Annotated in this window: 11 protein-coding genes; 8 read left to right on the top strand and 3 right to left on the bottom strand. The window is 65.5% G+C overall.

All coding sequences use genetic code 11. The annotated features are described in order from the left end of the window. Positions 1-390: 390 nt before the first annotated feature. Positions 391-825 (bottom strand): L,D-transpeptidase, encoded by a 435-nt coding sequence (locus tag WDM24_RS38615; RefSeq protein WP_338829428.1) that lies wholly within the window; start codon positions 823-825, stop codon positions 391-393. A 194-nt stretch (positions 826-1019) separates the two neighbouring features. Here WDM24_RS38615 and mepA point away from each other — a divergent pair, with 194 nt between their 5' ends. From mepA to WDM24_RS38645, 6 genes are all read left to right on the top strand, one after another. Next, complete coding sequence (gene mepA, locus WDM24_RS38620; protein WP_338829429.1) at positions 1020-1967, top strand: penicillin-insensitive murein endopeptidase; 948 nt, start codon at positions 1020-1022, stop codon at positions 1965-1967. 148 nt (positions 1968-2115) lie between these two features. Beyond that, positions 2116-2625: a hypothetical protein gene (locus tag WDM24_RS38625; RefSeq protein WP_338829430.1), complete on the top strand. Its 510-nt coding sequence runs from the start codon at positions 2116-2118 to the stop codon at positions 2623-2625. Positions 2626-2816: 191 nt separating this feature from the next. Further along, positions 2817-3602 carry a molybdate ABC transporter substrate-binding protein gene (gene modA, locus WDM24_RS38630; protein ID WP_338692698.1) on the top strand — a complete coding sequence of 262 codons (786 nt, stop codon included), beginning with the start codon at positions 2817-2819 and terminating at the stop codon, positions 3600-3602. A gap of 2 nt (positions 3603-3604) precedes the next feature. Continuing rightward, the gene (modB, locus tag WDM24_RS38635) at positions 3605-4300 is read left to right on the top strand and encodes a molybdate ABC transporter permease subunit (RefSeq protein WP_166299465.1); all 696 of its coding nucleotides are present in this window, start codon (positions 3605-3607) and stop codon (positions 4298-4300) included. A gap of 2 nt (positions 4301-4302) precedes the next feature. Beyond that, positions 4303-4974 (top strand): molybdenum ABC transporter ATP-binding protein, encoded by a 672-nt coding sequence (modC, locus tag WDM24_RS38640; protein ID WP_338829431.1) that lies wholly within the window; start codon positions 4303-4305, stop codon positions 4972-4974. 193 nt (positions 4975-5167) lie between these two features. Further along, positions 5168-6409: a hypothetical protein gene (locus WDM24_RS38645; RefSeq protein ID WP_338829432.1), complete on the top strand. Its 1242-nt coding sequence runs from the start codon at positions 5168-5170 to the stop codon at positions 6407-6409. 3 nt (positions 6410-6412) lie between these two features. Here WDM24_RS38645 and WDM24_RS38650 read toward each other — a convergent pair whose 3' ends face one another. After that, complete coding sequence (locus WDM24_RS38650; protein ID WP_338829433.1) at positions 6413-8203, bottom strand: potassium/proton antiporter; 1791 nt, start codon at positions 8201-8203, stop codon at positions 6413-6415. 323 nt (positions 8204-8526) lie between these two features. On the opposite strand from WDM24_RS38650, the gene WDM24_RS38655 reads away from it, so the two are divergent. Together WDM24_RS38655 and map are read left to right on the top strand one after the other, a co-directional pair. Then, on the top strand, positions 8527-9843 hold the full coding sequence (locus tag WDM24_RS38655) for a mechanosensitive ion channel family protein (RefSeq protein WP_338692708.1): 1317 nt from the start codon (positions 8527-8529) through the stop codon (positions 9841-9843). Between the two features lie 168 nt (positions 9844-10011). Continuing rightward, complete coding sequence (map, locus tag WDM24_RS38660; protein WP_166299476.1) at positions 10012-10836, top strand: type I methionyl aminopeptidase; 825 nt, start codon at positions 10012-10014, stop codon at positions 10834-10836. A gap of 108 nt (positions 10837-10944) precedes the next feature. Here the strand turns inward: map and WDM24_RS38665 are convergent, their stop codons facing one another. After that, positions 10945-11664, bottom strand: a complete 720-nt coding sequence (locus tag WDM24_RS38665; RefSeq protein WP_338829434.1) for a DNA-3-methyladenine glycosylase I — start codon at positions 11662-11664, stop codon at positions 10945-10947. Between the last annotated feature and the right edge of the window lie 324 nt (positions 11665-11988).

The raw sequence follows: 11988 nt of genomic DNA on the forward strand, positions 1-11988 counted from the left end.
AATTGGTATCTCTTGGCGAAGCGCTGCGCTGTATGAGATATCCGGGCATGCCTGCTTTGCAGGCGGGTTCACGCCACGCGCGAGTTGCCGGCGGTGTGCAAGCGACGAACAGCGCAGATTTGCAGCGTGGAAGCACCGAAGCGTGGTGAAGGAAGCGTAAATCGGCGCGCGAATGCCCAATGAATGCGCCGAATGCGCTGCAAGCGCATCAATGTTTGCCAGCATGTGACAGGGTTATCGCAGGGTTAAGCCGCTGCGCGCTTCTGCCCGCCTGCGTGCCAAGCGGGCTAGAGCATTTTCGGTTCTGATTGAATCAGAACCGAAGCTCTAGGTTATTGTCTTGACGCGTTTTCTTCACGCGAACCGGTGTCCACTTCGCTCGAAAACGCGCTAGTTGGTGATCTGGATCCGCGTGCCGCCGCGGCCGTTGCGCTCGACCAGCCCATAGAGCTGTGCTGCGTGCGAGGGATGCAGGCGCACGCAACCATGCGAGGCCGGCCCGCCGAGACGCGTGAGCTCGTAGGTGCCATGGATGGCAAAGCCGCCATGGAAGAAGATCGAGTACGGCATCGGCGAGTTGTAGTACTTCCGCGAGTACCAGCGGCGCGCCAACATCTGCGGACGGAAGACTCCGCTCGGCGTGCCATAGCCGCGGCGGCCGGTCGACACCGGCCAGTTGTAGCGCGTCGCGCCGTCGACGCTGACCGCCATGCGCTGGGACGATTTATCGATGTGAACGACGATGTCGGCCCGCGCCGGAGACAATGCCAATGTCGACGCGGCGATCGCGGCGGCAAACGCCAGCCGTACGCATACGCTTGTCATAATGACGCCTACCCTGAATTATTGCGGGCATGATGTCGCCTGCAACGTGTGCTTGTAAAGTGGCGTTGCTCACATGCGCGCCAGGAAGCCGCGGGTAATCTTAATCCGTCTTGTGGGCGATCAAGCAAATGGGATGAATGCGCGGTCCGCCTGCTTCGAATCCATGCTAGCCTCGCGCCGACAGAGTGATCCGAATGACACCCCGCCTTCGTCTGATCCCGCTCCTGATCTCAATCCTCGTCGCCTGCACCGTATCCGCGCGGGCGCAGGACAAGGGCTCGCTCGCTCCGCAGCCATTGCCGCCGCTCGCTAACCCTAACGATCCAAAGATCGGGGCGAAGGAGCTGTTCGCACGCAAGGTGCTGCCCGCGGCGATGCCGACGCGGTCGATCGGCGGCTACACCAAGGGCTGCCTTGCCGGCGCGGCGCAGATGCCGCTCAACGGCGACACCTGGCAGGTGATGCGCTTGTCGCGCAACCGCTACTGGGGTCACCCCGACATGATCGCGCTGTTGAAGCGGCTCGCGGTCAACGCGCACAAGGACGCCGGCTGGCCGGGCATCCTGGTCGGCGACATCGGCCAGCCGCGCGGCGGCCCCGCGCTGACCGGTCACGCCAGCCACCAGATCGGGCTCGACGCCGATATCTGGCTGACGCCAATGCCGGATCGCAAATTGTCGCGCGAGGATCGCGAGGAGATGTCGGCGGTGATGATGGTGCGCGACGACCGGCTCGACATCGATCCGCGCGTGTTCACGCCGGCTCATGCGCTCGTCATCCGCGACGCCGCGCGGGAGCCGGCGGTGCAGCGCATCTTCGTCAATCCCGCGATCAAGAAGGCGCTGTGCCGCGACGCCAGGGGCGACCGCAGCTGGCTGTCGAAGGTCCGGCCGTGGTGGGGCCACGACTACCATTTCCACATCCGCATGCGATGTCCGTCCGGCAGCCCCGAATGCGAGGGACAGAAGCCGCAAGCGGAAGACGAAGGCTGCAAGCCGTCCGACCTCGCCTACTGGTTCAAGGATTCGGTGCTGCATCCGAAGCCGCCGCCGAAGCCGCCGAAACCGCGCCCGCCGACAACGCTGGCGCAGCTGCCGGCGGACTGCAAGGCGGTGCTGAACGCGCCCGACGCCAAACAGTAGCATCCAAGGCAATAACATCTTCGTCAGGCGGCTATGCCGGCCGGCTCGAACTGCGTTATGATCTGATGTCGTCGCGCCGTAAGCGCGTACGAGCGATGGATCGGGGCCGCTGATCTGTTTCATCCGTCATCATCTTAATGGACCAGACATGCGCAAATCGCTCCTCGCCGCATCGCTCCTGCTCGTCTCGGTTCCCGCTTTCGCAGCGGAAGAGCCGAGCGGCTGCGACAAGTTCAAATGGTCGATCGACCGGGCACGCGCCGCGCTGACCGCGCCGGATCGCGCCAAGCTCGCCTCGGGCAGCGAGCAGACCGCATTGCCATCGACCGCCATCACGTTGGCGCTGGTCACGCCCAGCGACGCCAAATTGCCGACTCCGCCGGAGCGCGCGCCGAAGGACGGCACCTTCGCCGGCTTCACCAGCTTCAAGGCCGCGCCGAAGGCCGGGCTTTATACCGTCAGCCTCTCGGCCGGCGCCTGGGTCGACCTGGTGCAGGACGGGCATTTCCTGAAGCCGAAGGCGTTCAGCGGGGCGACCGATTGCGACGGTATCCGCAAGACCATGAAATACGACCTCGCCGCCAGCCCCTTCGTGCTGCAGGTCAGCGGCTCAAAAGAGAACTCGCTGTCGATCACGATCCAGCCGTCGGATGAATAGGACGACCCGTTAGACAAACGGTCGCCTTTACCGTAAGCCTCAGCCTGCTATGTTTGCAGTGCGATATCCCTGAGGACCGTAAGTCCTTCGGGGACCAGCGGAACAGCGCTTCCGTCCGTCGCAGGCCAGACTTCACCCAACGCCTGATTTGCGCGTGCTGGTTCGCGCGCGAGCTCGCACGGAGCGCTTCCATGTCACGACTTGCCGGACTTTTCACTGCCTTCGTCATCCTGCTCGGCGCGATCCATTCGCCCGCGAGCGCCGAGGACAAGACGCTCACCGTCTTTGCCGCGGCCTCGATGAAGAACGCGCTCGACGACATCAATGCGGCCTACACCGCCAAGACCGGCGTCAAGATCAGCGCCAGCTATGCCGCAAGCTCGGCATTGGCAAAACAGATCGAGCAGGGCGCGCCGGCCGACGTGTTCGTCTCCGCCGACACCGACTGGATGGACTACGCGATCAAGCAGAAGAACATCAATGAGCAGACCCGGGTCAACCTGCTCGGCAACTCGATCGTGCTGATCGCGCCGAAGGATTCCAAGATCGACAACGTCAACATCGGACCGGGCTTCGATCTCGCCAAGCTCGCCGGCGACGGCAGGATCGCGACCGGCGACGTCAAGGCGGTGCCGGTCGGCAAATATGCCAAGGCCGCGCTCGAGAAGCTCGGTGCATGGCAGGCGGCGGAGCCGAAATTCGCGATGGCCGACAGCGTGCGCGCGGCACTGACGCTGGTGGCGCGCGGCGAGGCTGTGCTCGGCATCGTCTACTCGACCGACGCCAAGGTCGAGCCCGGCGTCAAGATCGTCGGCACCTTCCCGACCGACAGCCATCCGGCCATCATCTATCCGGTCGCGGCGACCACGACCGCGAAGCCGGAGACCGCGGAATATCTCGCCTTCCTGCGTTCGTCGGCGGCGAAGACGATCCTCGAGAAGTATGGCTTCAATTTCCTGATCAGCCCGACGACCTGAGCGTGTTTGAGATCTCGCCGACCGAATGGACGGCGATCCTGCTGTCGCTGCGGGTCGCCATCATCGCAACGCTGGTGGCGACCCCGTTCGGGATCGCGCTCGCCTGGCTGTTGGCGCGGCGCGACTTCTGGGGCAAGTCGCTGCTCGATGCCGCTGTGCATCTGCCGCTGGTGCTGCCGCCGGTCGTCACGGGCTATCTGCTGCTGCTGACCTTCGGCAAACGCGGCCTGGTCGGCGGCTGGCTGGCCGATCATCTCGGCATCGTGTTCGCTTTCCGCTGGACGGGCGCGGCGCTGGCCTGCGGCGTGATGTCGTTTCCGCTGCTGGTGCGGCCGATCCGTCTCTCGATCGAGGCGGTCGATCGCCGTCTCGAGCAGGCCGCCGAGACGCTGGGCGCGGCGCCGTGGCGGGTGTTCGCAACGGTGACGCTGCCGCTCGCACTGCCGGGCGTGCTGGCCGGCATGGTGCTCGGCTTTGCCAAGGCGATCGGCGAGTTCGGCGCGACCATCACCTTCGTCTCCAACATTCCCGGCGAGACCCAGACCATTTCGTCGGCGATCTATTCGCTGATCCAGACGCCGGACGGCGACACCGCTGCAGCCCGGCTCGTGATCATCTCGGTCGTGCTCGCGGTCGGCGCGCTGGTCGCAGCCGAAGTGTTCGCGCGCCGGGCCACCGCGCGCCTGCACGGGCAATAGCGATGCTGCGCGTCGACATCACCAAGCAGCTCGGCGAGTTCACGCTTGCGGCATCGTTCACCAGCGAGGGCCGCGTCACCGGCCTGTTCGGCGCGTCCGGCTCCGGCAAGACTTCGCTGATCAACACCATCGCGGGACTGTTGCGCCCGGACCGCGGCACGATCGTGATCGATGGCGAGACCGTCGACGACACCGCCGCCGGCATCCACGTGCCGACCTGGCGCCGTCGCATCGGCTACGTCTTCCAGGACGCACGGCTGTTTCCGCATCTCGATATCAGGCAGAACCTCGACTACGGCCGCCGCATGAACGGCCTCGCCGAGGATCCCGCGCAACACAAGCGCGTCGTCGACCTGCTCGACATCGGCGCCCTGCTCGACCGCCGCCCCGGAAAGCTCTCCGGCGGCGAGCGCCAGCGCGTCGCGCTCGGCCGCGCGCTGTTGTCGAAGCCGCGGCTGTTGCTGCTGGACGAGCCGCTGGGCGCGCTCGACGAAAGCCGCAAGCTCGAGATCCTGCCCTATCTGGTGCGGCTGCGGGACGAGGCCGGCGTCCCCATGGTCTATGTCAGCCACGACGCGGCCGAGCTGCGCCAGCTCGCCACCCAGATCGTGATGCTGCGCCGCGGCCAGGTGACCGCGTTCGGCGGTGTCAAGGTGCTGACATCCGGCGCCTAGAGCTTCGGTTCTGATTGAATCAGAACCGGAGCTCTGGATTCTTGTTTTGACGCGTTTTCTTCACGCGAACCGGTGTCCACTTCGCTCGAAAACGCTCTAGCTGGCCGTTTTTCCGAAAGTCGGCATAAGATAGCCAATCTTGTCTGCTAGGCCCGCATTGGGACATCCGATCGGGCATGGGGAAGGGCACATTGTGCGACTGACAGGCTGGGTATTGCTGCTGATCGGCGCGGTGCTGTGCGCCACGATTTCGTGGGCCGCGCTCGGCTTCCTGCTGATGGGCGTCGGCCTGATCGCGCTGCAGGTCGCCGAACGCCGCCGAAGCCCGGCAGATGATACCGCGCCGGCAGCCGCGGGATTTACCCCTCCGCGCCTCAGTGCCGGGCTGCGGCCGCCGACCCTCGACCCGGTCACCGGCCAGGACGCCGGACCTCAGCGTCAGCCACGCCGGGTGGCTTGGCCCGACAAGAACGGCGCGCCCTACGACCGGGAGGCGTGGCGACGGCTGGTCGAGAGCGATCCTGATCTGGCCCAGATCGCGCATGTCCTCGCCGACTATGGCCCGCAATATGTCGACGAGCTGGCGGCCAGCTATCTCGCCGCCCCCGACAAGAGCCGCCTGGGGGCGATCGTCGACGGCATAATCGCGCGCGCCCGCAGCGGTCAGCCGGTCCCGCCGGCCCCACCGCTCGAGGCATCGCGGCCACCGCCGGTGGTCGAGGTATCGCGGCCGCCGCCGGTGCCGGTGCCGCCCCGGCAGGAGCCGAAGGTGGTGGTCGCCCCTGTCGCCAAGCCAGCGGCGCCGCCGATACCGCCGAGCAATCCCGCCGATGCGCTGGAATCGTCCCTGCTCGCCACCGTCGAGGAGGCTTCCGCCAGGCTCGCCGCCGAACGCGCGGGTCTCTTCAAGCCCGGCAGGGAGCCCAGCAAGGCAACCGAGAACCGGCCGCCGACGGCGAACCAGCGGGAACCGCTGTTCGGTCGCGCGCCCCGGGACACGAAGCCCGCCGCGCCGCCGCCGATGCCGATCCCGGCTGAGACTCCCGCCGATCTCGAAGCATCGTTGATCGCCGCCGTCAGCCAGGCCGCCGCCAAACGGGCGGATACCCCCAAGCCTCCACCGATACCGGAGCGCGCGCCGATCGCGGCGAAGCCCGAGCAGGACGCCCGCGCCGTCGCGCCCAACCAGCCGAAGCCCGCGCCGCCGGCGCCGTTGCCACCTCCGCCCGCCATCATACCGCTCGCGAAGCGACCAGCCGGAAAGACAGCGGCCGACGATCTCGATGAGACGCTGCTCGCGGCGCTGGCCGAGATTTCCGGCCAGAAGTTCAAGGACGAACCCAAGCCGGACTCGCCCGGCCCGCCGGCCGACGACGGCCTGTCCGAGATGATCAAGAAGTTCGCGCCGGATTCGCAGTTCTTGCGCAAGCAGTAGCGCTCAGACCCCCGCCACCGACGCCCAGATATCGGCGAGCTTGCGCCGCACGGTCTGCATCCGCGTCTGTGGCGCGACCTCCTCCTCTTCCGGCAGCCGCAGGCCGACGACGTTGACGCGGCCGCCGCTGATGCTGCGCGCCACCAGCACGATCTCGTCGAGCGCAAGCTCGGCGCCTTCCTTCGGCGCGCGGTCGAGATTGATGTCGAAATAATCCGCAAGCGTCAGCTTGGCCTGGTGCTCATCGACCTTGACGCCGTAGATCTCGGCGAGCTCGCCCAGCGTATGCTCGCCCGAGACCATGAAGTCGCCGAGCAGATGCGGATCGGGCGTGCTCGATGGCGCCATGTCGACGAAGAAGCGGTCGAGCGCCTCGGCGCGCTCCGGCGGCGCCAGCAGATAGATGTAGTCGCCCGGCGCGACCGGATCGGCCTCGACAGGCGTCAGGATCCGCTCGTCGCGGATCACCAGTGTCGGCTTCGACCACGACGGAATCAGCCCGCGGCGGAAATACAGGCTCTTGGGCCGCACCGGATAGCCGACCAGCTGCTGCTCGAGCTGGCCGGGCAGGTCGAGCTCGACGCGACGCGGGCCGCGTTCGGCGCGCGGCAGCGCGACATGCAGCCGCCGTGCCGCCGGTCCCAGCGTCCAGCCCTGCAGCAACAGCGAGATGATGACGACGACGAAGGCGACGTCGAAATACAGATAGGCCTTCGACAGGCCGACCAGCATCGGGATCGAGGCCAGGAAGATCGCGACCGCGCCGCGTAGCCCGGTCCAGGCGATGAAGATCTTTTCCCGCCAGTTGAACTTGAACGGCGCGAGGCAGATCAGCACCGCCAGCGGCCGCGCCACCAGCATCAGTGCGAATGCCACCAGCACCGCGCCGCCGGCGCTGGAGAGCAGGCGATGCGGTGACACCAGGAGGCCGAGCAGCACGAACATCACGATCTGCGCCAGCCAGGTCGCGGCGTCGAGGAACGTCACCACCGAATTATGCGCGCGGGTCGGCCGGTTGCCGATGATGATACCGGCGAGATAGACCGCGAGGAATCCCGAGGCATGCACGATCTGCGAGCCGCCGAAGATCACCAGTGCCGCTGTGGTGACGAACGGCGCATGCAGGCCCTGCGGCAGCGCCACATAATTCAGCGCCAGCACCACCAGCCGGCCGCCGATCACCCCGATGATGGCGCCGAGCACGGCTTCCTGGATGAACTCCATCGCGATGTGCGAGGCCGAGCTCTGGCCGATCGAGATGAACTCGACCAGCATCAAAGTGAGGAAGATCGCGAACGGATCGTTGGTGCCGGACTCCGCCTCCAGCGTCGCGCCGACGCGCGGGCGCAGGCGCAGGCCCTGGGTATGCACCAGGAGGAACACCGCCGCGGCGTCGGTCGAGGCCACCACGGCACCGACCAGGAGCGACTCGGTCCAGTTGAGGTCGAGCACATAGCGGGCGACCGGCGCCGTGATCAGCGCGGTGAGCAGCACGCCGGCGGTCGCCAGCACCATCGACGGCACCAGCACGGTGCGGATGCTGGCAAACCGCGTCTTCAAGCCGCCGTCGAACAGGATCAGCGCCAGCGCCACCGAGCCGACCAGATAGGTGGTGCGGACGTCGTCGAACTGCAGCCGGCCGGGGCCGGAATCGCCCGCCAGCATGCCGACCAGCAAGAACACCAGCAGCAACGGGGCGCCGAACCGCAATGCCAACAGGCTCGACAGGATGCCGGCCATCACCAGCACCGCGCCGAGCAGGATCGCTATACTGACGGAGTCAAGGGATGCCATGCGCCTTCGGGGGTCTCAAATACTTGCAATTGCATCCTTATCGTCGCCACACCGGGACGCCAAACGATTTCTGCCATAAGCGGCAATGTGCCCGGTCCCGCTGCCCCGAGATCCTTTTCCGTTCCGATAAAATCGGAACGGGTCTCTCGATTCTTGTTCTGACGCGTTTTCTTCACGCGAACCGGTGACCACTTCGCTCGAAAACGCTCTAATGCGCCTCGACACTGTGGTGTATCGATGGTCGCGCGCGCGCCGTTGTGGGAATCTCCCAACACCTTCGAATCACATTTGCCTGACCCGCACTGCAAGTTGAGAATTTGCCGATGGACATGAGCTGGAAGGACGTCCTGGAATCGATCCAAATGGCCGCGCGCTCGGTCGGCGCCGAGGTCGCCTCGCCCTGGTTCTATCTGCAGTTCGGCATCATCCTCGCCGCCGCGGGCCTCGCCTACGCGGCCGATACCGCCATTCACTCACGGGTCGAATTGTCGTCGCTGGCGAGCCGGTGGCCGCTGCCGCTCCGGCACTTTGCCCGCGTGATGGTGACGAGCGCCTCGACCGCCGTGTTCGCGGTGCTGATGGTGATCTCGCGCATCGTGATGTGGCACGCCACATGGCCGAGCCGCAGCTACCTGATCGCGGTCTCCGCCAAGCTGGCGCTGGCCTGGCTCGTGATCCGCCTCGTAACCTCGGTGATCGACAACGCCTTCATCGTCAAGACGGTGTCGATCGCAGCCTGGGTGGTTGCGGCGCTCAGCATCGTCGGCCAGCTCGATTGGGCGGCCGACACGCTGGATTCGTTCGCCGTCGTCATGGGCGGTCTGCGGCTGTCGCCGCTGCTGCTGATCAAGGCCGGCGCGGTGCTGATCCTAGCGTTGTGGCTGAGCAATATCGCCAGCAATTTCATCGACGGCCAGATCACCCGCTCGACCGACCTGACCCCGTCGATCCAGGTGTTGTTGGTCAAGATCATTCGCATCGGCCTGATGGTGGTCGCGGTCGCCATTGCCTTGAGTGCCGTCGGGATCAACTTGTCGGCTCTGGCGGTGCTTTCCGGCGCCGTCGGCGTCGGCATCGGTTTCGGCCTCCAAAAGATCGTCGCCAACTTCATCTCGGGGATCATTCTGCTGGTCGACAAATCGGTGAAGCCGGGCGACCTCGTCACCATCGGCGACAGCCAGGGCCGCATCAGCGCGATGAAAACCCGCTACATCTCGGTCGCCGCCGGCGACGGCCGCGAGTTCCTGATCCCGAACGAGGATTTGGTGACGCAGAAGGTCACCAACTGGACCTATACCGACAAGAATACGCTGGTGAAGATCGCCTTCGCCGCCAATTACGACGCCGATCCGAGACTGGTCTGCAAGCTCGCGATCGAGACCGCCGCGGCCCACGCCCGCGCGCTCAAGGGCAAGCCGCCGAACTGCATCCTGACCGAATTCGCCGAGCTCGGCATGAAGTTCTCTCTGACCTTCTGGATCGCCGATCCCGACGGCATGGACAATGTGAAGAGCGACGTCATGCTGGCGCTGTGGGACGCCTTCAAGCAGCAGGGCATCAGGGTGCCCTATCCGGTGCGGGAACTCCGGATCCGCGGCGGCGCGCCGCCGGTCGAGAGCGTGGTCGAGGTCTCCAGCTAGCATTTGAACACAGTTTTTTCGGACAAGGAGCGGCCGCTGTTCCGGATTGGGCCGCGAAATCAAGCAGTTTGGGCATTGTCCCCATGCCCAACCTTGGCTTGCACCGGGCGCGCCGATCATTAAATTAGAGCCTGAAATCAGCCCCTTGCCCGCAGAAACGCCCCGCCCATGAGCTATATCGACGCCACCGACACCTCCCTTCGCAAGACCGGCCAGATCAAGCTGCACGGGCAGAGCGGCTTTGCTGGCATGCGCAAGGCCGGCGCGTTGGTGTCGAAATGCCTCGACGCACTGACCGACCTCGTCAAGCCGGGCGTCCCGACCTCCGATATCGACGAGTTCGTCCGCAAGTTCGCCTTCGACCACGGCGCCTATCCGGCGACGCTGATGTATCGCGGCTATCGCTACTCGACCTGTACCTCGATCAATCACGTGGTCTGCCACGGCATGCCGGGCGATCGTCCGCTAAAGGAAGGCGACATCGTCAATGTCGACGTCACCTTCATCGTCGACGGCTGGTACGGCGATTCCAGCCGGATGTATGCGATCGGCGCCATCGCGCGGAAGGCCGAGCGGCTGATCGAGGTGACCTATGAGGCGATGATGCGCGGCATCGCGGCGGTGAAGCCCGGCGCCACTACCGGCGATATCGGTCACGCCATCCAGAGCTATGTCGAACCGCAAGGCATGAGCGTGGTGCGCGACTTCTGCGGCCATGGCCTCGGCCGCCTGTTCCACGACGAGCCGAACATCATCCATATCGGTCGCCCCGGCGAGGGCGTGCCGTTGAGGCCCGGCATGTTCTTCACCATCGAGCCGATGATCAATCTCGGCAAGCCGCATGTGAAGATCCTGTCCGACGGCTGGACCGCGGTGACCCGCGACCGTTCGCTGTCGGCGCAGTTCGAGCACTCGGTCGGCGTCACCGCCGACGGTGTCGAGATCTTCACGCTGTCCGAGCGCCATGGCGAGAAGCCCTGGGTTCAGGTGTAGGCAGGTCGAAACGTTCCTGCGGCAAGTTCGGTGTATCTCTCCCGCTTGCGGGGGAGGTCGCATCTAATGCGATGCGGTTGCTACTCAATCTAACGTCATCACGCTTGATCAATAATCGCTTCGCGTCCGCTCGACGATCTCCTCGGGCGTGTGGTTCTCGCCGATCGACATCGCGCAGATCCGCGACAAATGCAGATAGGACAGCCCGGTCTCCTCCGCCCAGGCGTTGAATTGCGCCTGTACCTTGGCGAGATCGCGCTTCGATTTGACCTCCTCGGCAATATCGAGGCCTGCATCGCGCAGGCAGGCGACGACGTCGCGCGAGGTGACGAAGCCATCCCAGCCGAGAAAGCGCAGCAGCATCTGCCCGGTGTTGCCGCCGAGCCGGCTGCCGCGCTTGGCCAGCAGATCAAGCAATCCGACCTCATCCGACGACGGCCATGCCGCGAGGAATTTGCCGAAGCTGCCGTGCTCGCGCGCGATCTCCTGCACGAAGCGGCCATTGTCGCGCACCGACATGATCTTGGCGCCGTTGCGCACGATCCTTGTGTCGCTGGTCAGCTTCTCCCAAAATTCATCTGATTTGAAGGCGAGCTTGGCGGGCTCAAAGCCAAGGAACGCTTGCTCGAAACCCTCCCATTTGGCGTCGATCACGCTCCAGGCGAAGCCTGCGCAGAACACGCGCCTGGTCATCTCGGCCAGCACGCGGTCGTCGCCGAGCTTTGCCAGCGTCTTGGCGCCCGCCGGCGGCCGCAGCAATTTCGCCAGTGCCTTCGGCCCGCCCTTGCGCTTCTCGGCGCGCGCGCGGATCACCTTGAATGACGTCACGCCGTCCTCCCCCATTTCGATCTCGAACCGTTGCAGCGAACGGTAATTCGCCCGTCGCATCGTGGCAAACCGGGGAAGTGGGCGCCTCACACACGATCGTCGTTCTGGCAAAAGCCAGGACCCATTTGCGGTGGCATCACCCGCGAAAGCGGGTGATCCAGTATTCCAGAGACGCCACCGCTTGAATCGAGAAGCCGCGGCGTACTGGATCGCCCGGTCCCGTCTACGCCAAGGCTTCGACGGGGCTTTCGCTCTCAGGCGCGCCGAAGCTTTAGCGGAGGCGGCGAGCCGGGCGATGACCGTGGGTTGCATCGCCCCTTGCAA

The sequence above is a fragment of the Bradyrhizobium sp. 27S5 genome, assembly GCF_037217225.1.
GTDB lineage: Bacteria > Pseudomonadota > Alphaproteobacteria > Rhizobiales > Xanthobacteraceae > Bradyrhizobium > Bradyrhizobium septentrionale.

Excerpts from the sequence above, each read along its gene's own strand:
- WDM24_RS38625 (WP_338829430.1), top strand. The coding sequence starts at position 2,116 with ATGCGCAAATCGCTCCTCGCCGCATCGCTCCTGCTCGTCTCGGTTCCC.
- WDM24_RS38615 (WP_338829428.1), bottom strand. The coding sequence starts at position 825 with ATGACAAGCGTATGCGTACGGCTGGCGTTTGCCGCCGCGATCGCCGCG.
- modC (WP_338829431.1), top strand. The coding sequence starts at position 4,303 with ATGCTGCGCGTCGACATCACCAAGCAGCTCGGCGAGTTCACGCTTGCG.
- modA (WP_338692698.1), top strand. The coding sequence starts at position 2,817 with ATGTCACGACTTGCCGGACTTTTCACTGCCTTCGTCATCCTGCTCGGC.
- map (WP_166299476.1), top strand. The coding sequence starts at position 10,012 with ATGAGCTATATCGACGCCACCGACACCTCCCTTCGCAAGACCGGCCAG.
- WDM24_RS38655 (WP_338692708.1), top strand. The coding sequence starts at position 8,527 with ATGGACATGAGCTGGAAGGACGTCCTGGAATCGATCCAAATGGCCGCG.
- WDM24_RS38650 (WP_338829433.1), bottom strand. The coding sequence starts at position 8,203 with ATGGCATCCCTTGACTCCGTCAGTATAGCGATCCTGCTCGGCGCGGTG.
- mepA (WP_338829429.1), top strand. The coding sequence starts at position 1,020 with ATGACACCCCGCCTTCGTCTGATCCCGCTCCTGATCTCAATCCTCGTC.